This is a genomic window from uncultured Ruminococcus sp., from assembly GCF_937915125.1.
Lineage (GTDB): Bacteria > Bacillota > Clostridia > Oscillospirales > Ruminococcaceae > Ruminococcus_C.
On sequence record NZ_CALDMP010000097.1, the window covers coordinates 1 to 25,034 of the forward strand.

Genomic DNA, 25,034 nt, shown 5'->3' on the forward strand with positions numbered 1-25,034 from the left:
TGTTTCATCTGACGAAAAATCTGACTGCACATCTGACGTACAATCTTTGTGCGGTATTGCCTAAAGTGGATTCAAATTGATAAAAAACGGAGGGAATTGGAATATGAACACGAAAAAAGAAAGAACATTTCGTGCCAGGCTGATCAGCATTTTTCTGGCGGCAATGGTATTGATCGCATGCATACCGTCCGTCATTTTTGCATCAGCGGCAGAAGGGAGCAGCAATCCCATCGTGCTGACGAACGCCAGCGTGGAATTCCGGGACAGCAGCTTCAAGAGCATCGACCAGGTGGATTCTGGTTCGCTGTTCTACCTGATGATCACGGTTGCGGGAAACAACGTCAACCAGGAAGAGGGTGTGAGCGGCGCCTACCGTGTATATATCACGGACAAGAACCTGATGCTCCCGAACTTTGCCGGGAACGGGTTCACAGACGGCGCAACGTACAACGGCTATACCCTGCATGTGGTGGACGAGAACACACGCTATGTGGAATTCAACATTGAGAACGGCGCCACAAAGGTGATCCGTCTCCAGGCGAAATTCCTGAACGGCAAGACCCCGGACGGCGACACAGCCATCGTGAAGCTGGTGCAGGAGTCGTCGGGCAAAAGCGTGAGCAATTCCATCGAGGCAAATGCGACTCTGGCGTGGAGTGCGTCTAAGTCGGAGAGCCGCACGTCCCTGACGGCGGCAGAGGTGACACAGGGCACTGCGGTGAACTATACCCTCAGTGCAAGCCCCAGCAATGTCAACCAGAAAACCGGTGCACTCTGGGCGGAATCCCTGCACTTTGAGGATACCATTACTCTGGAGAATATGGCATTCGGGACAAGTGCGCAGAGCAGTATCGAAAGTGCTGTGATGACCGCAGCGCAGAATGCCGGCTATACGGCACAAAATCTGTCCGTCACTGTCAGCGGCGCAGAGGCAAAAATCTCCTTTGACGTTGAGAGCAAGAACAAGAACGCCGAAATGAGCGCAGTGAGCCTGAATGTGGCACTGCCGCTGAACAATGATACTGTGACATTCAGCGGCACAGAGGACGGCAAAGTGGAGAACAGCCTGAACGTACAGGTGAAGCCCTATGGGACGGATACGCTGACGGACATCGGCGGCAATTCGGTATCTTTGAATGTGACAGCACCTGTAGGTCCAAAATTCCAGCTGTCGAAAACAGCGGATAAAACCAAGTTTTATGTAGACGATACGGACAAGACAGTTACTTTTACTATTACAGCGAAAAATGTGGGCGATTCAGCCGGAAGTGTAACTCTGAAAGATGTTCTGCCCACGGGAATGAAAATTACTGGTGCTAACCCGCTGGATGCAGACAATCAGGTGACGCTCAGTGGCATTGAGGTCGGTGAGGAAAAGTCAGTGACAGTTCAGGTGGAAATTGTCACAGATGAACTGGACTTCACAAGCACCAATGTGGTTACTCTGGAAAACAAGGTGCAGGAAGTTGGGAATACATCCAATTCTGCTTCTGCGTGGGTGAGTGTGGAGAAAAAAATCGCTGATATTTCTATAACAAAAACAGGTCATGTTGGCGATGAGGCTGACAACATGTGGTACAATGGCGGTGAAACAGCGTCTTATCAGATTGTTGTAAAAAATAACAGTACCAATGTGACCGCAGAAGCAGGCAGTGTAGTAATCAAGGACACAGCGCTGGCAGATGGTATGACTGCGAAGTTAGGAGAAACAGATATTACAGCGCAGTTGAAAAGTGAAACTGGATATACTTATTCTAATGGTATCGCTCCTGGCGAAACTGTGACAATTGATATATCTGGTACAATTCCAACGAATGCTGATGCAACAATTACAAACCAGGCAACAGCGATTTATGAAGGCAATACAAAATATTCTGAGACGGTGACATTTAAGAAGAATGCGCCGGATCTGGGAATAACAAAGGGAATCCAGGTTACCAGAAATGGTGAAACAGTCAGTGCTTTTATGGCTGGGGATAAGGTGACTTATGAAATCGTTGTAAGCAATAATGGCACGTTGAAGGCAGACAATGTAACAATAAAAGACGAAGTGTTGGAAAACCTGAAGCTCTCTGACGTAAGAATTATAGCGAAAAAATTCGAAAACGATTCATCTGATGGGACAACTATTGATGATGTTACAAGTGAAAAATTAACAACCGGAATCACTCAGAGAATTCCAGTTGGCGGAAAGGTTGTTATTACAATTACCGGTACAGTAACAAGTGATACAACTACACTTGACAATACGGCATCGTATACTTATGATGGCGCAACTATTTCTGCAAATAGTCCGTCTGTTCCGATAGATACTTCTAATATATATAAGGCGGAGAAGTGGGTTGTGGATAAGGATGGCAATCCGATTCCCGAAACTTTTGATGGATATTCTATTGGTGATACTGTTACATATCGTGTGAAATTTACAAATGTAACTGGTACAACTATAACAGACCTGTGGATGGTAGATTATTCCGTAGGACAAAAGCTGAATTTCGAGAATATAAAAGTTTTTTATTATGATGGTTCAACAGGCAGCATAGAGTATGATAAAGACGCAAGTTTTTATTATGGTGACTTAAAAGGTTATGCAGTTGACAATTCTACAGAAGGTTATTCTTATCCAAAATGGAAGTACTGTTTGAAAGGAATTAATCTTGCAGAAGGGCAATCCGTTACATTAGAGTATTCAGAAATACTCACTATGACAAACGGTACAAACATTAACTATGAATCTTATAACGGGATTCCGTTTAATGCAATAGGCTTTAAGGCGGAAAGCTTCAGTAATCCTGAAGATGCTAAGACCAACGGTGCATTTGCACACGTTGGTGTTCCTACAGACAGTAGTTTCAAAACAGAAAAAAAGTTTAATGGAAGCACAGAAAGCATAGATATTGCTGGAAAGACAGTCGCTGAATTGCTGAATGAAACCTATGAGTTCCAAATCGTTCTTTCAAAAGGCGATAATATAATTGATTATAATGGAAAGACGTTTACGATTACCGACAAACTTCCCGACGGAATGGAGTATAATAGTATCGTAAATTCTAGCAGTTGCAACAATCTGCAAGCCAGTCAATCTGGAAATGAAGTGACTTTTACTTTTAACTCCGATACTTCTTTGACAAGTGACAACGATACTATTACAATCACCTACACCACCAAACTCACCCCCGAAAAAGCCCAATCACTCTATGAAACCACCGAAAAGAGCACAAAACTGACAAACACCGTCACAAAAGTAACCGTCACAGACGGCGACACGTCAATTAAGGAGAAATCCCCCAACGCTGCCGCCACTGTAAATTTCACCAAAAAATCTCCGGCGCCCGGTTTTGCAAAAATTGCTTACCAGTCTTTCCCGGGAACGGAATATGACGAAAGTCTGCTCCAGCCCGTAAAGGACGGCTACATCACCGCCGGGGACACCCTCATCTGGCGCACTGTGGTTTACAACGGAAACGGCGATGCCACAAAGTATAATGCCGACAACACCGCCGACCTGAAAGACTACAGCGTCACCGACACACTTCCGTCCAGCTACAGCTATTCCGACGAGACCGGCTATCCGAATTCCATCAAGATCTACGACATCGGTACAGATGGCTTGCCCAGCGGAACGGGACAAACAGTTGGCTGGATTTACCCGGATTCCAACGGCAAAAACTATACCTGGAATTTCACTGGTGACACATACAAGCTTGCGCCCAATAAGTGCCTTGTCATTGAATTTGCCACCGTGGCAGATGTAGAAAAAGAAGGCGTTATCACCAACACCGGCTATGCCACCATTCAGCAGGGCTTTACTGTGGAAGAAACTGTTGCCGGCGAAAAGCAGGACAACACCATCCACAGCTACGCAAACTACAACATCGTTGGTCTGACCACCGAGTCCTGGAAGACCATTACCTATGATAATCAGGGGCACACAGGCGATCCTCACACGGATCCGGAGACCGACACCGGCGAAAGCCGCAATCCCACCCACAACTACGTCCAGGGTATGCAGGGCGAGAATGTCACATATACCCTGCATGTGCAGAATAACTCTCCTCTGGAACTGGAGAATATGACCATTATCGACCGTCTGCCCTATGTGGGAGACAAGGGTCTGGTCTCCGGCTATGACCGGAACTCCGCCTTTGGCGTGACCATGGGCAATATCCAGAGCGTAACAGTCGATGGTACTGCTGTAAACTATACCGTGACCTACTCTACCGACAAGACATCCACACTGACAGAATTCTCCAAGGACTGGAGCGGTCAGAACGATGTCATGAACTGGAATGCAAGTGCGGCAGAAGCCGTGAACTTCCGGGTTCAGCTGGATTCAAGCGTTAAGGTTGCACCTGGCGAGGAAGTTGTCATTACCTTTACCGCCACCGTTCCCAGCTATGTGGCAAACACCGGCGAGGAAAATATTGCCTGGAACAGCTTTGCTTATGCATACCAGAATATCGACGTCCTGGGCGACACCGTCATGGTGGCAGAACCGGCGAAGGTCGGCGTCTGGGTGGAAACACCGGAAAACACCATTGATGTTGTCATTGACAAGACCCTGACAAGCGCAGAGACAACAGCAAAAACCTTCTATTTTGCACTGTATGATGATGCAAATTATACAAACCGTCTGAGCGATATTATTTCGCTGACCCTCTCCGCAGGTGAAACCTCTGGAAAAGTTACCATGAAAGATGTAAAGCTTTCGGAACTTCCGACAAACAATGCCAACAACGTTTACCTGCTGGAATGCGACAAAAATGGTAACCCCATTCTGGGCTATACCGCAGACTATAGTGGCAGCAATGTGATTTCAACAGATTCTACCGAGAATCAGACAGTTACAGTGGAAAACACCAAGACCACCGGCACAATCACTGTGACCAAGGAACTGGCAGGCACAAATATTACTGGAGATACGTTCTATTTTGCAATCTTCACCAAGAATGGCGACAACTATGTCCGCTATGAGGATGTGCCGTTACAGTCCCTGACGCTGGACGGCACAACCAAAACTGGTACAGTATCCTTTGCAGACGTGCCCACGGGACAGGATTTCTACGTGCTGGAGACAAATGCCAACGGCATTCCGGCAGATGACGACTTCACAAAGTATACTTCCGATTCCGGTATCAACTACGAAGCAGCCACCACGCCGGAAACAGTTCAGGCAGGCGAAACCTGCACCATCACCAACACGGAACTGGTAAGCTACAGCATTACTGTCAGCAAGGTGCTGATTTCGGATACAATTCAAACAAACCCGAAATTCACTGTGGGACTGTTCACAAAGAACGGCGGTGAATACACGCTGGTAGAGAAAAAAGACATTACATCTGGTTCTGAAGTGATCTTTGATGATCTGGATAAGGACATCATATATTATGTATTTGAACTGGATGAAGATGGAAATCTTGCGGAAGCAGGCGATGTTCTGACAAAGCGTGAAGTATACCTGGATGCAAATACAAAGGAAACAGATGTTCCATTTACCGTAGTATATGACGGCGGCGGTACAGCACCCATCCAATTTACGGAAACGAACAGTGCCGGCGATGTCATGGAATCCACAAGCAAGAGTGTTGTGATCACAAACAACCACACGAATGAGGCACAAAACAAGATTGTTGTGACGAAAACTGCAACATCGGAATCCACATACTATACAAATAATATTAACTTCACCTTTGGTCTGTTTACCATGACTGCAGACGGAGGGTATGTACAAGTAGGTGATGCTAAGACTATCACAACAGGAAAAAACGGCACCGGTATCTGTGAATTCACTGATTTGACCGTTGGTACGCTGTATTATGTGTTCGAGCTGGATGAGAACGGAAACATCTGCAGTGACGGCACAACAGTGAAAGCAAAAAATTTATATGATGACGAATTGACTTATGTTGTAAGCTACCCCAGCGGCAATCAAGTGCAACTGGAAGCCGGCATTCCCGGAGCTGTACAGATCGTCAATGAGCATTCATATTCTCCAACGCTCTCTTTTGTAAAGCAAGATGCCAACGGAAATCCCATCGAAGGCGCAGAATTCACATTGACACCTGACGATGCAACCAAGCAGGTAATTGAGGATTATGGCAATAACGAAAACAGTTCTATTCGAGATCTGTGGAATGAGGAAACTGCATACACGCTGAATGGCGTCAGCAATGCAGATGGTCTGATTAGCTGGAAGTTTGAATATTACGAAAGTACATCGCTGAATTTGCTGGAAGGTACATATATCCTAACAGAACAGGCGAATGTGGGTTATGCCCCTGTTTCCATCACTTTCAAGGTAGATGATGGGGATGGAAATATACTCACCAAAGGCTTTGGTTATTTTGACCTGACAGAAGGTGCAGTCGAGTCTGGAACTGATGTCCAGAATTACAGCGTTTCCTCAAATAAATTCACTGTATTTAACCGTTCTTTCCTCAATGTCAGCAAGCAGGATATTGCAAATGGCGAGGAGCTTGCCGGAGCAAAGATCCAGATCACGTCCAACGATGCTTCGAATGTTCTGCCGGCAGATATGATCTCTCTGAGCCGGATGGACACAGAATTCACCAAGGTGACAGAATTCAGCGAAGAAGCCAATTATGCAGAATATACGCTGGACGGCAAGAGCCTGACATTCTGGTCTGACGGTAAGAGACCCACAGAGATCACCGGTCTCCCGGACGGTTCCTACACCATGACGGAGATCATTGCACCGGATGGTTATGATATTACCACAGAGCTGAACTTTACCATTACAAATGGCGTGGTTTCTGCGGATGTAAACGATTCTTACCATGTCATAGGCGCAACCTTAGACACCGTAAATATCATTGTGATGATGGATGCGGCGAAAACTACGATCCGCAAAACAGATCTGGGCGGCACGGAGATCTCCGGCGCAGAAATGACTCTGACATATCTGGGCGAAACCGGCGATCTGTCCAACGTAAAGGCAACCGGCGGCACGGAATATCAGGTGGACGAAACGAACAAAAAGCTTGCCACCTGGACTTCCGATGCAGACGCACCTCTGGAATTGACAGGTCTCCCCGACGGCGAATACACGCTCCATGAAGAAGCAGCACCGAACGGCTACACCTGCATCACAGACTTTACATTTACCATAACAGGCGGCAAGATCACGTCTACAGCCGGCGACCGCCAGGATATTGAGATAGACGGAGAGAAGAGCATCCTGACAGCAAAGGATACCGCATCGGAACTCCATATCTCCAAAAAGGACATCACAGGCGATAATGAAATTGCCGGCGCAACGCTCAAGCTGACCTACTATACCGGCGAAGAAACCGTTGATCTGACAAAGGTCGATACTTCCATCGACTGCGAAGAACAAACAGCAGACACCATCCAGTGGAAGTCCGGCGAAACCGAAATGGTACTGACAGGACTCCCGGACGGCACCTATACACTGGAAGAAACCGGAAGCACATTCGAATATAAGGGCATCACTTATGCGGTTCTGGATTCCAAGATGAAATTTACTGTGGAAAATGGCGAGATTACAGAAACCACCGGTACACAGGATGCCCACAAGACCGCAGATGCAGACACGGGCTATTATTATTACAACAGCACCGAGGATGCAAGCACCATTCAGGTCTGCGATGCTGTGGCAAAGGCGGAAACCTTTGACGTCAATATCTCCAAGCAGGATATTGCAGGGGAAGAAGTTGCAGGTGCTACTCTGAAGGTATCCTACACAGACGAGGAAGGCACCGTCCACGAAGTTGAAAACTGGACCACAAAGGCAGACGAAAACGGAAATATCACACCGCATGTTCTGGAAGGCTTGCTGCCGGGTATCACCTACACCCTGGAAGAGACCGGCGCACCGGATGGCTATGCATACGCAGAGAAGATCACATTCAGCGTAGATGAGACCGGCGCAGTGACCGTTGATGAAAACGGTACGCTTGGCGCAGACGGCAAGACAGTCATTATGACAGACGAGGCTCTGTCCGTCTCCATCAGCAAAAAGGCTCTGACCGGCGATGATGAACTGGCAGGCGCTGAACTGGCGCTCTATCTGCTGGATACGGATGCAAACGGCAAGCAGACAGAGACTCTGGTAGACAGCTGGACTTCCGGCGACAAACCCCATGTGATCACCATTGATTCTGAGACAACCGGTGATACAAAGCTTATTGCAGGGAAGACCTATCTCCTGAGAGAAACCGGCGCACCGGCTGGCTATCAGTATGCAGACGACATGCAGTTTACCATTGAAAAAGACGGTACTATCACAGGTTCGACCACCATGTATGACGCAGCCCAGGGTGAACTGGGTATCAGCAAGAAGGACATCTATGGTGAAGAAGTGGTCGGCGCACAGCTCCGGATCCTGGACGAGAACGAGAAAGTCATAGAGGAATGGACTTCTGAAAAGGAACCCCACGTGGTTTCCCTGGATGCAGGCAGCTACACGCTGGTTGAGACCATTGCACCGCACGGTTATCAGGTCGCTACTTCCATTTCCTTTACAGTTGATGCAAAGGGTAAGGTAACTGTTAACGGCGTAGAGCAGAATGGTCAGATTATCATGACGGACGATGTGGCAAAGGTGTCCATCTCCAAGGTCGGCGAAAAGGGCAACACTGTTGCCGAACTCCCCGGCGCATCCATGAAGCTCACCTACACCGGTGACGGTACACTGGAGCAAGTCACAGCAAAAAATGCAGTAGATGCCAACAAATTCAAGGCAGGCAAAACGGAGATCACCTGGACATCCGGCGCAGAAGCCCTGATTCTGGAGAAGATCCCGAATGGCTCTTATACTCTGGAGGAAAATGAAGCACCGGAAGGCTATGAACTCGCCACAAAGATTACCTTTGAGGTGAAGGACGGCGTTGTGGGCAATGTTATCATTGACGAGGACAGCAAGAGCACTCATACAGATGGCGTGATCCGTATGTTTGACGCACTGAAACCTGTGACAACAGAGACAACAGAAGCGACAGGCTCTTCTACTACCACGGAAACCACTACAGTTTCCGCTGCGGTATCTTCCTCTGTTTCTGAACAGACCAGTGGTTCCTCTGCGACAAGTACAGAGAGTACCACTGGAACAGTTACTTCGGCAGGACCGACAAACACCACAACAGACAATACCACCACGACTACCACAACAACGACTATCGCAACAACATCCACATCCGATTCTGAACAGACCAGTGATTCCACTACCACAACCACCACAGTATCTACATCTGTTTCTGAACAGACCAGCGATTCTACAACCACAACCGCCACCGGCACAGTCACTTCGGCAGGGCCGACCAATACCACAACCGTCTCCACAACCCGCACCACAACAGTGACAACTGCTACAGCGGATTCCACTGCTTCTGAATCGTCTGATGTATCCACTAATACGACCACAGGTACAACGGCGGGTACAGTGACTTCTGCTGGTCCTACCAATACGACCACAGAGAGCACCACCACTTCTGAAACAGAAAGCAGTACCACTACAGCAGACACTTCTGTGACAATTACCGAAAGCCAGACGGAGAAAACCAGCGGAACGGTGACATCGGTTTCCGACACCACCGCCGCATCTACGGGAACTTCTTCCACTGCGGCTTCTGAAACAAAGACTACAGCAAAGACAACGACTACCACCGTCACAACAACTACCACAGCAACCGAAACAACGACGACAGAAACAAGCGAGACTACCACAGAAACTACAGTTACGACAACCACCACAACAACCACCACCGTACAGGACGGCGTTGTGATCCGCAAGTGTGACATTGTGGGCAATGAAATTGCCGGCGCATCTCTGACGGTTGCAGATCTCAGCGGCAATCTCATTGACGCATGGATCTCCGAAGAGGGCATTTCTCACGTGATCACGAACGCACAGACAGGCGTACCCTATTGCCTGACAGAAACCCTGGCACCGGCAGATTTCGCCATTGCAGCACCGATTTACTTCCAGCTGGAAGCAGACGGCACTGTGAGCATTCTGACCTACCAGCTGGAGGAAGACGGCAGCCTGGCACTGGATGCATCCGGTGCACCCACGCTTCTCAGCATTGCACAGGGTACAGATAACGTGGTTACCATGGTGGATGAGTACACCGGTTCCGGCACACTTACCACTTCTGCAACCACTACCACAACAACGACAACCACAACTACCACTACCACTGTGAAGAATTCCACTGCGGAGAACGGTGAGCATACGCCCACTACCTCCCAGCCAATTTCCTCTGAAACCACGCAGGGAACGGATTCTGGCACAGATACCGCAACCTCCGGCACAGGCGGCACCCAGACCACGACCACTTCTAAGAAGTCCGGCTCTGGTTCTGGCTCTGGCTCCAGCTCCGGCAACAAGACAGCATCGTCTTCACCAAAGACAGATGACATGCTCCCGGCAATTCTGATCCCGGCAGGCGCGGCACTGGCAGCAGCTGGTATGGCAGCAAGCAAACGAAAGAAAAAGTAAGCATGACCGTTGACAGAAGTTGACGTGAAACCGCAAAAAACCGCATACGGCAGGGAATGACCTGCTGTATGCGGTTTTGTTATTTTTGCGATGAAGTAATTGCATTCTGAAAGAAAGGAAAATTCGGCGGGAGCAAGCCCCCGCCCTACGCTTCTGGTTTCCAAACGAAAAGCAAAGTTTTAGATGTGACTATGTAGTAGGGGCGAACTGTGTTCGCCCGCAGAATTCGGGTAGTCGTACATCAGGGCTGTTGCAAGGACAGCAAAATCCTGATTCACGGGTCGATGTGGGCATCGACCCCTACAAAATGTCACGTGATTTTTGGTGATTTGTAGGGTGCGATGCCAACATCGCACCGTTTTCTCGTGGGATTTTGACTGTGTGCAACAGCCCCCCTACACTTTCACGATAAAAACAATTTATTCCAGGGACAAATCCTCCTCAGTCAGTGTGATTTCGCCGTTTTCTGCTTCGTAACGTCTATTCGTAGGAAGTACGCCGGGAGATCGGACGGGCATACCAACGGTGGAAGAGGTTGTTCGGTTTTTGGCGGAGTCTGCGGGATAAAAAAATCTTTCGGTAAAATATTGACTTTCTCCTCGAAATCCGATACAATAGTAAAGAGATGTGATAGAATTCCGCCAAGCGGAAAAGATAACCACGAGGGGCAGGGGACATGTTCCTGCCGCAGCTTGTCATGTCCAAACTGTTCAAATGTCCCGAAAATAAAGGAGAATGCTGTATGAATATTGCTGTTGCCCAGTCCGGCGGACCCACCTGTGCCATCAATGCATCTTTGGTGGGCGTGTTCCGGGAATCCATGAAAGAACCGACCATTGATGCCATTTTTGGCTCTGTCAACGGCGTGGAGGGAATCATCCGGGATCACCTTATTGACCTGAAAACCATGATCCGCTCCAACGATGACATGGAACTGCTGCGCCAGACCCCGTCCACGGTGCTGGGCTCCTGCCGGTACAAGCTCCCCGACTGGCACGAGGACGAAAGCGTCTATCAAAAAATTGTCAGCTGTCTGAAACGCCGTAAGATCGGGGCTTTTTTCTATATCGGCGGCAACGATTCCATGGATACGGTTCAGAAGCTTTCGGCATATTTTGAGGAGATCGGGCTGGATGTGAAGGTCATCGGCATCCCAAAGACCATCGACAATGACCTGTGCATCACCGACCACACCCCCGGCTTCGGTTCGGCGGCGAAATATGTCGCCACTACCATGCAGGAGATCATCCGGGACAGCTCTGTGTACAGCATCCCCTCTGTAACCATCGTGGAAGTTATGGGACGTCATGCCGGTTGGCTCACAGCGTCCAGCGCCGTGCTCCACGCTTTCGGCGAACCGGCACCTCACCTTGTCTATGTGCCGGAGACCCATTTTTCTGCGGAACGCTTCCTCCATGATGTGGAACAGGAAATGGCGAAGCACAAAGCAGTCATTGCAGCAGTTTCTGAGGGAATCGAAGTTCCCGATGGCGTCCAGTCCGGCATGGTGGACAACTTCGGGCATAAATACCTTTCCGGCATCGGGAAGTATCTGGAACAGCTGGTGCGGGAAAAAATCGGCTGTAAGGTGCGTTCTATCGAATTGAATGTCATGCAGCGCTGTTCGTCTCACCTGTGTTCCAAGACGGATATTGACGAAGCAGAGCAGATCGGCGCAGCCGGTGTTCAGTGTGCACTCCGGGGAGAGACTGGCAGAGTTATGGTGTTCCGCCGGATCCATGATATGCCTTATACCGTGGTGACAGAGCCTGCGGATGCGTCCCAGATCGCAAACCGGGAGAAATTCCTGCCTAGAGAGTTCCTGACACCTGCCGGAAATAATATCAGCGATGCTGCCATGGCATACTTTCTGCCCCTGATCCAGGGCGAACTGAACCTGGTCATGCGCGGCGGCGTTCCAGCCCATTTCACGATCAAAGAGTCCGTCTTGAAATAAACCACATCGCCGCACGCGGCGAAACACCTCGGTGGGACGTTTACAACGAGAACTCAACGAAAATACTCAAACAAGAACAAGGAAACAAATCCACGCTTATCCCAAGCATTTGCACCCATAACCGGGTGCATTTTTTTGCCCATATTTCCACCAGAAAGCCAAAAAACCATAATCTGTGAAAAAAATTTCCCCGATCCTTTTGGAAAAAGAAAGTGATTTTTTATGCGAGGTGCCAAAAAAGCACGTATTTCCGACACTTTCAGCACTTTTCACAAACTTTTCATAAAACGCCCTTTTCTTTTCACCAACTTGACAACTTCACCGGAAATTGTTATAATAAACAAGAACTGTTTTGCGTGATTTCTGTATAAATTGTAGAATTCCCGCAAAGGGTGCGCTGTGAGACCCGGCGTGCCGGCAGAAGAACGAAAATCGTGCGCCATGCAGGTACGGCGCACAGAAAGAAGGGTGGAAGAGCTTTGGCTAACTACATTTGGCAAAAACGTGCATTCGCTGGGGCACTTGCGTGTCTTTTGACGGCGGCATCCCTGCCGCTGACTGCCTATGGAGCACAGGAGCAGAGCACCGGAACACCGCAGGCAGAGACGCAGACGCCGGACGAGACGTCTGCCGACACTGGCGGCAATCTCTCCTATGAACAGCAGGGCACCTACAGCGACTATTATGATACGTATCAGGACGAACCGCGTCCCGATGCGGAGATCATGGTATACGGTGCGGACTTTCAGACGGCGGACTGCGATACATATGACACGCTGACCAGCTGCGGCACCGTGAATTGGGCAAACGAGGAGACGCCCTCAAATACCCTGATCTGGAACAGCGCCGAGGGCAGCTTTACCTATGAAGTGACCGTGCCGGAAACCGGTCTGTATTCCATTGAAGCGTCCTATTGTCCCATTTCCTCCAACACCTCGGAAATCTCCTTTTCCCTTGCCATTGACGGCGAAATTCCCTACGATACAGCATCCCGTCTGAAGCTGAACAAGGTGTACAAAAACAAAGAGGAAATAAAAACCGACAGCAACGGCAACCAGGTGCGTCCCACGCAGGTGCAGGCGGAGATCTGGCAGACCTGCTGGATCGGTGACTCTGACGGTTTGTTTAACGATCCCTTGTTCTTCTATCTGGAAGAGGGAACTCACGAGATCACCATTTCTTCCGAAAAGGCATATTTTGCACTGGCGTATCTGCGATTTGCCCAGCCGGAGAAAACCCCGACCTATGACGAGTATGTCAGCAGCGTGGACACCGCTGTGACAAAGGAAAGCACGCCTTCTGGTATTGTGCGCATTGAGGGCGAGAATGCCGTCTATAAGTCGGATTCCGTGCTCTATCCGACTTATGATAATTCCACCAGTGCCATTTCTCCCTCTGACCCGAAGCATATGCTGTATAACACCATCGGCAGCGGCAACTGGGACAAGGCACTCCAGACCATTACCTGGCAGGTAGACGCCGGCACACTCCCCGGAGACGGCTGGTATAAGCTTGGCATCAAAGCCCGGCAGGAGGACATGCGCGGCTTCTATTCCAACCGCCGGATCTATATTGACGGTCAGGTGCCCAGTGAGGAATTTGACCAGGTGAAGTTCTACTACGACACGGACTTCCGGATGACCACCGTAGAGAACGGAGACGGCGAGGCAGTCTATGTATATCTGACTGCCGGTGAAGATCACACCATCACAATGGAAGCGATCCCCGGCGAGATCGGTGATTCCATGCGCCAGCTGGATGCCATTGTGCTGGATCTGAATACCTATTACCGTAAGATCGTTATGATCACCGGTCCGGCACCGGATAAGTATACCGATTATTATGTACATGAAAAGATCCCGGAACTGGTAGATGAGTTCCAGCGGATCTCCGACGAACTGAAGAAGATCCAGGATCACATCGAGGCTCTGGCGAATTCCCAGGGTACAGAAGCGGCTTCCCTGGAACAGATGCGTATCATTCTGGACAAGTGCGTGGACGATCCTCTGAAGATCCCCAACTATCTGTCCCAGATCAAGGACTATATCACCTCCCTTTCCTCCTGGATGCGTGACTATCGTGACCAGCCTCTGGAAGTGGATTATCTGGAACTGGCTTCGGCTGACCAGGAATTCCCGTCCATCAAGGCAGGCTTCTGGGATTCCATTTCCTACAGCTTCCAGCGGTTTGCAGCATCCTGGGATGAGGACTACAGCACCCTTTCTTCTACCACCGGCGATGATGCCATTGAAGTCTGGGTACAGCTGGGACGTGACCAGGCACAGGTGGTGAAGGAACTGGTAGAATCCGAGTTCATGCCGGAATACGGCATCGAGATCTCGGTGAATCTGGTTGTCGGCGGCGTTGTGGAAGCAACTCTGGCGGACAAGGGACCCGATGTTGCCCTGTTCCTGGGCGGCGAATTTCCTGTGAACCTGGCAGCTCGTGGACTTCTGACAGATGTATCCCAGCTGGACGGCTATGAGGAAATGACCCAGCTGTACCAGGAAAATGCAATGGTACCCTATCAGTATGACGGCGGCACCTATGGTCTGCCGCTCACCAGAAGCTGGGCAATGATGTTCTACCGGAAGGATGTTCTCAGCGAACTGGGCTTTACAAATGCGCCCCAGACCTGGGAGGATCTGATCGACATGCTCCCGGCACTCCAGCGGAGTTATATGTCCGCCGGTCTGGTGCTGCCGGCTGTTGCAGCGGATGCCAATATGGCGACCATTTCTGCGGCAACAGAATCCGGTCTGACCTATGCGGCACTGCTGCTCCAGCGGGGTCAGAACTATTATAATGACAAACAGACAGAGACGACGTTCAATACCAATGCGGCAATCGACTCCTTCGAAATGTGGACGGATTTCTACACGAAGTATGACTTCGACCAGCAGTACGACGCATTCAGCCGATTCCGTACAGGTGAATATCCCATCGTTGTTTCGGACTACTGCACGTTCTTCAACCAGCTGGCAGTTGCAGCACCGGAGATCGACGGTCTGTGGGGCTTCACGGCAATTCCGGGTACGCTCCGGGAGGATGGTACCATTTCTCATGCAGTCAACTCCAACAACACCGGTGCAGTCATCTTCAATAAGGTGGATGAAAAGACAAACGGCATCGAGAACGCCTGGACCTTCCTGAAGTGGTTCTGCTCCACAGAGGTACAGGTGGAATACGGCACGCAGATCGAGGGTCTCATGGGGCAGATGGGTCGTTATGCAACGGCAAACAAGGAAGCCCTGACCCAGCTGGCATGGTCTGCGGATGAGGCGAATACCATTCTGAATGCCATGGACGAGCTGGAAGAGATTCCGATCATCCCGGCGTCCTACTCTGTCACCCGTAATGTCATGAATGCATTCCGTGATGTGGTCAATAACTATGAGAACCCCCGGGATACGCTCATGTCCTACAACCGGGATATCAATGAGGAAATCACCAGAAAGCGTGAAAATCTCGGACTTGACACCTGACGGGAAGAGAAAAGAGCAGAAGGGATATGTCCCTTTTGCAGCCTGTTTTTCTTGCCTTTAACTTCTAATCTCTAAATCTCTAATAAGGAGGGGTTTCACTTGGATACTGCCGAAATTGGCAAAAGAACAAGACAGGAAAACCGGCGGCTGACCTGGCTTGCAGTGAAGCAGAACAAGGTGACTTATCTGATGATGTTGCCGTTCATGCTGTTTTTCCTGGTGTTTACCATTGTGCCGGTGGTGATGTCCCTGCCCATGGGTTTTACGGACTTCAACATGGTACAGATGCCGAAATTTGTCGGCTTGTCGAACTATACGACACTGTTTCTCTCGGATAAGGTCTTTATCCAGTCCATTCGTGTGACGCTGGTGTTTGCACTCTTCACCGGTCCCATCAGCTATATTCTCTGTTTCCTGCTGGCGTGGCTGATCAACGAGCTGCATCCAAAGCTCCGCACTATCTTCACCCTGATCTTCTATGCACCGTCCATGGCGAATGTGTACACCGTATGGAAACTCATCTTCAGCGGTGACTCCTATGGCTATATCAACTCATTCCTGCTGGATCTGGGGCTTATCACATCGCCTATCCAGTGGCTCACGGACGGCGATTATGTCCTGGGCGTTACCATCGTAGTACAGATGTGGATCAGCCTTGGCGCAGGCTTCCTGGCACTCCGTGCAGGTTTCCAGAACATCGACCGGTCTCAGTATGAGGCAGGTGCCATTGAGGGTATCAAGAGCCGCTGGCAGGAACTGATCTACATCACCATCCCGTCCATGGGACCCCAGCTGATGTTTGCGGCAGTCATGCAGATTGTCAGCTCCTTCACTGCCGGTGTGGTATCCCAGAACCTGGTGGGTTTCCCCAGCACGGACTACAAGGCGCACACCATCATGAACCACGCCTATGACTACGGCTGGGTACGCTATGAAATGGGCTATGCTTCGGCGATCTGTATGATCCTGTTTGTGGTCATGTATCTCCTGAACAAGCTCATCGGCAGGGTTCTCAGCAAGTATATGGACTAAGGAGGGTGCAGTATGGCAAAAAAAGAAAAAGTATACGGCACTCACCTGAAAGTGTCCACAAAGCGTGCCGGACATAAGGTCGGCGGAACCATCGGTATTTTTGTGTTCCTGCTGATCCTGGCACTGTTCATGGCACTGCCCATCTATCTGGCAGTTGTCATGTCCCTGAAGCCGGTGCAGGAACTGTTCGTGTTCCCGCCGAAGCTCTACGTCATTGACCCCACCCTCTCCAACTACAGCACCATGTTCCGCATGTGCTCGGATCTGTGGGTGCCCTTTTCCCGTTATGTATTCAACAGCGTCTTTGTCACTGTATCGGTTACGGTATGCCAGGTGGTATTCTCCGCCATGGCGGCGTTCTGTCTGGCAAAGGTACGCTTTCCCGGCGCAAAGGCACTCAATGCCATTATCGTCGTTGCCCTGCTGTATCAGAGCAATGTCATCTACATCATGCAGTACATGGTCATGGCAAAGCTGCACATGATCGATACCTACTGGGCACTGATCCTGCCGTCTGTTGCGGCGCCCATGAACCTGTTCCTCATGCGGCAGTCCATGACCCAGGTGCCGGATGCCATGATCGAAGCGGCAAAGGTGGACGGCGCAGGCATGTTCCGCATCTGCTGGCAGATCGTCATGCCGAACCAGAAGCCGGCGCTGATGACCGTCATTATCTTCGCATTCCAGGCGGCGTGGAATATCCAGGGCGGTACGCTGGTATTCAGCGAATCCCTGAAAACACTCCCCACCGTGGTACAGCAGGCAGCTTCGGCAGGTCTTGCGAGAGCCGGCGTTGCCATGGCGGCAGCCGTGTTCATGCTGGTGCCGCCGATCATCATCTTCATGCTGGCACAGCGGCAGGTAATCGAAACCATGGCGCACTCGGGCATCAAAGACTAAAGAAAGGGTGAGATACTTGCAGAAAAAGGCAAAACATCTGGCGGCGGCGTGTCTGTCTGCACTGATGCTTGCGGCGGCGGTGGGCGCACCGGCGGCTTCGGCACAGGAGCACTATAACGTCTATAACTACGACCGCTGGAATGAAGCAACTCCTTCTCAGGCAGGCTATGCGGCAGAACGTGCCGTGAGCGGTCTCGATCTGGGCTGCGGGGCGTTCAATACCCCTACAGATCTCTTCCGTGACTGGGAGGACCGCTTTTATGTGGTGGACAGCGGCAACAACCGTATTGTGGTAACAGACGGCGGGTTCACCAAGGCTGATAAGATCTATGACAGCTTCCGCATGGAGGACGGCAGCGAGACCACGCTGAAATCTCCGGAGGGCATTTATATTTCCCAGGATACGGGACTGATGTACATCGCTGACACGGGAAATTCCCGGCTGCTGGTGTGCGATCTGGACGGCAATGTGCAGATGGAACTGACACGTCCGGATTCGACATTATATGAAAACGAGACATTCAAGCCCCAGAAGGTGGTTGTGGACAAGGCAGGCAACATCTACATGGTGCTGAACAACATCACAAACGGTGCGGCAATGTTCAACAGCGACGGAGAATTCCAGGGCTATTTCGGTGCAAACTCCGTGGATGCTACGGCGGAAGTTGTTGCAAACTACTTCTGGAACCTCATTGCAACAGACGAAATGCGTGCCAATTCGTCCCGTAAGGTTGCCGCCGGTATCACAAACTTCGATATCGACGAGGAAGGCTTCATTTACACCGTGACCCAATCCTCTTCCTCTGAGGCAGACCGTGTGAAAAAAGTCAATCCGGCAGGCTATAACCTGTATTCCGCCTGGGATGTGACCTTCGGCGATCTGGATTCCATCTATGATTCCAACACTAACCAGAATTACAGCACCAAGATGATGGACATTGATGTGGACGATGTGGGCAGACTGAACTGCCTGGATCTGGAAACGGGACGTGTGTTCCAGTACGATGAGGACGGCAACCTGCTGTTCATTCTGGGTTCCACATCCGATCAGGTAGGCGGCTTTTCCATGAAGGTTTCCGCTGTGGAGACCATGGGAACCAATATCTACGTTGCGGATTCTATGAAAAATACCGTGACCATTTTCTCGGAGACCGACTTCGGTGGCATTGTCCACGAGGCAGTTTCTCTGTACAATGATGGCTACTATGCAGAAGCACTGGAGCCGTGGCGTGAGGTACTGAAGCGGGACGGCAACTATCGTATGGCATACATCGGTATCTCTTCTGCCCTGTACAACGAGGGCGACTATGAAGGCTCTATGAAATATGCCAAGCTTGCCGAATCGCCGAAGCAGTATAATAAGGCGTTTGAAGGCTATCGTTCGGAGTGGCTGAACCGGAACTTCACCTGGATCATTCTTGTGGTAGTTGTCCTGGTAGGCGTCTGGGTATTCTTCCACTTCCGGAACAAGAAAAAGAAGAAGAATCAGCCGAAAAATCTGGTTGAAATGCTGCACGAGGGAGAGGAGGAGTGATGCGGCCATGATGGATCTTACACAAAAACAATGGGTCAAGCACAGCGTCTTTCATCCCTTTGAGGGTTTTGAGGATCTGCGCTGGAAAAAAGGCGGTTCCGTGCTCTATGCCAGCATTGTGATCCTGCTTTGGTTCATCGGTTCCATTTTGTATAACAATGCCTATGGGTTCCAGTTCTTTATCTCATCGGATAAGCTGTTCAGCATTGTGCCGTATATTGTCCAGACCATCTGCCTGTTCCTGGTATGGGTAGTGGGCAACTGGTCCATCTGCACCCTGCTGGACGGCGAGGGCACCATGAAGAACATCTATATCTACAGTGCCTATTCCCTGATCCCCTATGTGGTGAGCCTCTATGTGGAGACGATTCTCTCCCATGTGCTCATCCGGGACGAGGAGATCTTTATCACCTGCGTGCAGGTCATCGGTCTGGTCTGGTCGATCCTTCTGATGTTCAACGCCATTAAGGCGGTGCACCAGTATTCCATCTCCAAGACCATTCTGGCGCTGATCCTGACCTTTGTGGCAATGATTATCATTCTGATTCTGCTGGTACTGCTCGTGGCACTGTTCCAGCAGGTATACGTGTTTATTTCTTCCGTCTACACGGAGATCACATATCGCGTGAGAGTATAGAAAGGACGGTGGAACAGACATGTTAACATGGAAAAAATGGGTTGCCGTTCTGGCGGCAATGTCCCTTTGCCTGACGGCGGCATCCTTCCCGGTATCGGCTGAAGAAGAGGATGTTGCTGCGGAGGAGACTGCGGCAGAGGAAACTGCCGGGGACGAGACCGGCGAGGGCGAGGCTGCCGAAGAAGAGGCGACCCGGGAAGAAGCCCGGGAGGAGATCGAGATCACCGCAGATCAGGTGTCCCAGTACATGGAGAAGAAAAATTCCTGTGACGGGATCACCTTCTACTACCGCACAGAGGATTATGAGGATACCATCGCCGATGAGGACGTGGTAGATCTGCTGGATGACATCGAGCTTGCGGGCATTGATGACGAGACCGGCGAGGTAGTCTGCACCCTGGAGGAAGAGGATGATACCAGTGACTTTGTGATCTTCCTGAGCCCCGAGGGACGCTGGCTGGTGTACATGGACACGGAATATACCAAGGTGACGATGGTGCGCCGCATCGTCTCCACCCTGGACAACGAATTCTTGTTCCTGTCCTCAGATCACAAGACCTTGGAACTGTACAATGACGACTTTGACGAAGTAGAACGCAGCTATACCAGCAGCGGCAAGGGAGAGGACGGCAAGGTCACCTATACCAACGAGGACGGCTGGACAGTTGCGCTGGCGGATACCTTTGACGCAGTGATTTCCTCTGCACGGTTTGTCACAGAAAATGACAAGCTGGCGCTGTATGTGGACGATGACACCGCTGTCATTGGTCTGTATGACAAGGCAGCGGAGAAAATGTGGTGGTCTACACCGGAAAATGTGGGACACGACAAGCGTGCTACCAATACCATTGTGGATGATCTTTCCTCTTCTCTGAAAATGGTATACGGCGAGCCGGAGGCGAGAAGCACCACCAATATGCGTTCCAAGAGCGACGCCAAGGTCAAGGTAAAGGACAAGAGCAGTGGTGTGAAGATTACCTATACCTTCCGGAAGGCAGGTATCACCATTCCCGTGACATATACCCTGGAGGATGATTATCTGGAAGCACGCATTGAGACTTCCGAGATCGAGGAGGATGATACTTCCCAGACCGGAAAGCTCACGACTTCGCTTTCGATTATGAGCAGCTTCGGTGCGGCATCTTCTACGGATGAGGGATATTTTGTGATTCCCGACGGTAGCGGTGCACTGATCCGGTTCAATAACGGCAAGACCAGTGCCAAGAGCTATACGGGCTATGTGTACGGCTCCGATATCACAGCAGTCTCCCTGACAGAGCCGGCTGTGACTGAGCAGGTATATCTGCCTATGTACGGTATCGTCAACGGCAATGACGCCATGATGGTGGTCTGCACCGAGGGCGATTCCAATGCGAAGCTGACTGCAAGCGTCAGCGGACAATCCAAGAGCAGCTATAACATCTGCGGCTTTGATTTCACCATCCGTGATTCGGATACCTATTATATGTCCGGCGATAATAACACGGCACTTACTGTGTTCGAGGACGGAGACATCAAGACGGATGCCATTGCCCTGCGTTATTATCCCCTGGAGACGGAGGAGGAGCCGGACTATGGTGATATTGCCGAGGCATACCGGAATTATCTCACGGAGGAAACTGGCGTGGAAAATACCGTGGATTCCGCAGATCCGGGGCTGTATCTGGACTTCTACGGCGGCACAGAAAAGGAGAAATCCATTCTGGGCGTGCCGGTTACCATGAAAACTTCGCTGACCAGTTTTGAACAGGCACAGGATATTCTGGAGAATCTCGCTTCAGGCGGCGCAGAAAATATCCGTGTGCAGTATCACAACTGGACAAACGCCGGCATTTCCGGCAAGGTGGACTATAAGGCAAAGGCAGCCGGCTGTCTCGGCGGCAACGGCGACTGGAAAGACCTGCTGTCCTATGCGGATTCCAACGGCGTGACCATTTATCCCACCGTGGACAACAAGACCTTTGCATCCGGAAACGGCTATTTCACGTTTGCCGATACCACCGTCCGCATTTCCGGTTCCTATGCCCGGATCTATGACTACAATCTGGCATACGGCACGCAAAGCACGGTGAACAAGCCCCTGTCCCTGCTGTCACCGTCCACCTTTACGGATATTTATGCCAAGCTGGCGGAGAATTACAGTGACAAAGAACTGTCGGCGGTTTCTCTGGGCAGCATGACCTCTGCACTGTACGGCGACTATGGCAAGGCTACGATTTCCCGTGACAAGGCGCAGGAGCTTCTGGAAGGATCCTACCAGACCCTTTCGGATAAATCCATCGCCATGCTGGCAGATACGGCAAATGCCTATGCGCTGTCCTATATCAAGGAGATTACAGACGTACCGCTTCAGTCCAGCGGATTCGATCTCTTCGATGAGGATATTCCCTTCTATCAGATGGTGATGCACGGTGTGAAATCCTACGCTGCAACTGCAGTCAATGCTTCTGCAAATCCCGAGGAAACACTGCTCCTCTCTATTGCAACCGGCAGCAGCCTGCACTATGACATGATCGGCGAGGAAACCAGCATACTGAAGGATACCAGCCTGGACACGCTGTATTACGCAAGCGCAGAGGACTGGACGGATCCCGCTGCACAGGGCTATGCATTTTCTAAGGCGGTGCTCTCCGGTCTGGGCGATCAGGCAATCACCGACTATGAGCGGGACGGCAATGTGATCACCACGACCTATGAGAACGGCACAGTCGTTGTCACAGATCTGACTGAAAAGACCGTCAGTGTAGACGGCACCGAATATGCGCTTTCGGATTATGTTGAAGAAGGGAGCTGGAGCGAAACATGAAAATGGCGTATGAAAAACGAAAGAGCATGTACGGCTATGGCTTCATTGCCCTTTGGTTTGTGGGTGCAGTGATCTTCTTCCTGATCCCCGTTGTGGAGTCGCTGCTCTATTCTTTCCAGGATATCACCCCGGACACCGGCGGTATGGCAGGAAACTGGGTAGGTCTGGAGAATTACAACTATGCATTTAATGTGGACCCGAACTATCGTCAGTACCTGGTACAGGTGCTGAAAGATACCGCATGGAAAACACCGCTGATCCTGGTGTTCTCCCTGTTTGTGGCAGTCATTCTGAACCAGAAGTTCAAGGGACGGACATTTGCCCGTGCCGTATTCTTCCTGCCCGTCATCATTGCCACCGGTCCGGTGTACAATATCATCAACGGCAACCTGCAGAGCACCGGAAACAGCGATGCAAGCCAGTTTTCTACCATGTTCTCCACAGATCTGCTGGGCGAACTTATGGAATTCCTGGGCATTTATGGTATTTCGGACAGTATGCAGACTACCATTGAGACGGTTTCGGACAATATCTTCGGTATTGTGTGGAATTCCGGTATTCAGATCCTGATCTTTCTGGCAGCACTCCAGAATATCCCTGTTTCCGCAAAGGAAGCAGCTCAGATGGAAGGTGCCACAGCGTGGGAATATTTCTGGAAGATCACCCTGCCCTATGTCAGCCCCATGATCCTGGCATGTTTTATCTTCACCATCATCGACTCCTTTACGGATCCCAACAACGTAGTTATGGGACGAATTCTGGATCTCCAGTCTGACTGGCAGTATGGACCGGCATCGGCGATGGCGTGGGTATACTTTGCCATTGTCCTGGCTGCCGTGGGCATCATAACCGCAATCATCAACAAATTCGTTTACTACGAAGTCGATTAAAGGAGGCGGCAACTATGGAAACAATCAAAGAAACTCCGCTGGCGTCTCCCAAGGACGACGCACAGGTAGGAAACGGTATGAGCAAGCGGGAGGCACGAAAGATCCGGATGCAGAGCATGAACAAATCCGAGATCGCCTATATGCGCCGCAAGCGTGTATTTGAAGCAGTCTGGCCCTTTTTCCGCTTTTTCATTCTGTTTGGTCTGTGCTTTGTCATCCTCTATCCGCTCATTTATATGATCAGCTGTGCGTTCCGTGACCCGGCAGATATGAGCGATCCTACGGTTATGTGGATTCCTCGTCATCTGACTTGGGAGGTCATCAAGGAAACCGCCGGCGTCATGGACATCTGGAACACCCTGGGAACGACCCTGCTTCTGAATGTGGGCTGCTCCCTGGTACAGGTGGCATCCTGCGCACTGGCAGGCTATGGCTTCGCCCGGTTCAAGTTCAAGGGCAAGGGCATTCTCTTCGGTATCGTTGTCATGATGATTCTGGTACCGTCGCAGATCATCGCCATTCCCCAGTACATGCTGTTCCGGCACTTCGGTCTCTTCGGACTGGAAGTGAATCTCATCAACACGAAGCTCTGTATGTACCTGCCGGCGGCTGTGGGCAACGGAATTCGTGCCGGTCTGATGATCTTCATCTTCCGACAGTTCTTCAAGGGACTGCCCAAAGAACTGGAAGATGCGGCATATCTGGACGGCTGCGGTCCGTTCAAGACCTTTATCCGCGTTATGGTGCCCAATGCATCCTCTTCGTTTCTGACAGTATTTCTGTTCTCGGTGGTATGGTACTGGAATGACTATTATGTCAGCTCTACGTTCTTCACCAAGAACCAGACCATCGCTCTGATGCTGAAAAACCTCAGCACGCTGCTGTCTCAGCAGCTGTTCAACAATGCCGATGTCAGTCCCAGAGAACAGATCGTGTGGATGGAAGCAGGCTGTCTGATTTCAATTCTGCCGATTCTGCTCATGTATGTGTTCCTCCAGAAGTATTTTACCGAAGGTATCGAACGCTCCGGTCTGGTGGGCTGATGGCAAATATTGTGGAAAATAAAAAGAGACGTTTCCTTCGGGAGACGTCCTTTTTGCGAAATTTGCGGAAAAAATGAGTTTTCCACAATTTCGTGTTGAAACGTGTGGAAAACCGTTGAAAAGAGAATCGCCGCAGGCGGCAATGATGTTTTTTGATCCAGCAATTTTTCAAAAATGCGGGTGGCGAAATACCCTGGCGCATTCTTTTCGCCGGGTCGAGGCGGGGCGAACAAGACCGCCCCGCCTTGTGAAACCATTTCAGTAAGTTAA

The 25,034-nt window shown here is 50.5% G+C and carries 10 protein-coding genes; all 10 read left to right on the top strand.

Features of this window, described 5'->3' with window-relative positions; all coding sequences use genetic code 11:
- Positions 1-103 precede the first annotated feature (103 nt).
- The 10 genes from Q0418_RS09855 (at position 104) to Q0418_RS09900 (ending at position 24,764) form a co-directional block, all read left to right on the top strand.
- Entirely contained in the window at positions 104-10,480 is a 10,377-nt protein-coding gene (locus tag Q0418_RS09855) for a SpaA isopeptide-forming pilin-related protein (protein WP_298483965.1), read from the top strand.
- A 742-nt stretch (positions 10,481-11,222) separates the two neighbouring features.
- Positions 11,223-12,437: a 6-phosphofructokinase gene (locus Q0418_RS09860; RefSeq protein WP_298483966.1), complete on the top strand. Its 1,215-nt coding sequence runs from the start codon at positions 11,223-11,225 to the stop codon at positions 12,435-12,437.
- A 479-nt stretch (positions 12,438-12,916) separates the two neighbouring features.
- Positions 12,917-15,922, top strand: coding sequence for an extracellular solute-binding protein (locus Q0418_RS09865; protein WP_298483967.1), 3,006 nt, complete (start codon positions 12,917-12,919; stop codon positions 15,920-15,922).
- A 99-nt stretch (positions 15,923-16,021) separates the two neighbouring features.
- Positions 16,022-16,954, top strand: coding sequence for a carbohydrate ABC transporter permease (locus tag Q0418_RS09870; protein ID WP_367276264.1), 933 nt, complete (start codon positions 16,022-16,024; stop codon positions 16,952-16,954).
- Between the two features lie 12 nt (positions 16,955-16,966).
- Entirely contained in the window at positions 16,967-17,854 is an 888-nt protein-coding gene (locus Q0418_RS09875; RefSeq protein WP_298483968.1) for a carbohydrate ABC transporter permease, read from the top strand.
- Positions 17,855-17,870: 16 nt separating this feature from the next.
- Positions 17,871-19,388: a hypothetical protein gene (locus tag Q0418_RS09880; protein WP_298483969.1), complete on the top strand. Its 1,518-nt coding sequence runs from the start codon at positions 17,871-17,873 to the stop codon at positions 19,386-19,388.
- A gap of 7 nt (positions 19,389-19,395) precedes the next feature.
- Positions 19,396-20,025: a Yip1 family protein gene (locus Q0418_RS09885; RefSeq protein WP_298483970.1), complete on the top strand. Its 630-nt coding sequence runs from the start codon at positions 19,396-19,398 to the stop codon at positions 20,023-20,025.
- A 19-nt stretch (positions 20,026-20,044) separates the two neighbouring features.
- Positions 20,045-22,831 carry a DUF5696 domain-containing protein gene (locus Q0418_RS09890; RefSeq protein ID WP_298483971.1) on the top strand — a complete coding sequence of 929 codons (2,787 nt, stop codon included), beginning with the start codon at positions 20,045-20,047 and terminating at the stop codon, positions 22,829-22,831.
- A complete protein-coding gene (locus tag Q0418_RS09895) occupies positions 22,828-23,721 on the top strand; it encodes a carbohydrate ABC transporter permease (protein ID WP_298483972.1) in 894 nt (297 codons plus the stop codon). The genes Q0418_RS09890 and Q0418_RS09895 overlap by 4 nt, the downstream gene beginning before the upstream one ends.
- Positions 23,722-23,735: 14 nt before the next feature.
- Positions 23,736-24,764, top strand: a complete 1,029-nt coding sequence (locus Q0418_RS09900) for a carbohydrate ABC transporter permease (RefSeq protein WP_298483973.1) — start codon at positions 23,736-23,738, stop codon at positions 24,762-24,764.
- The last annotated feature ends 270 nt before the right edge of the window (positions 24,765-25,034 follow it).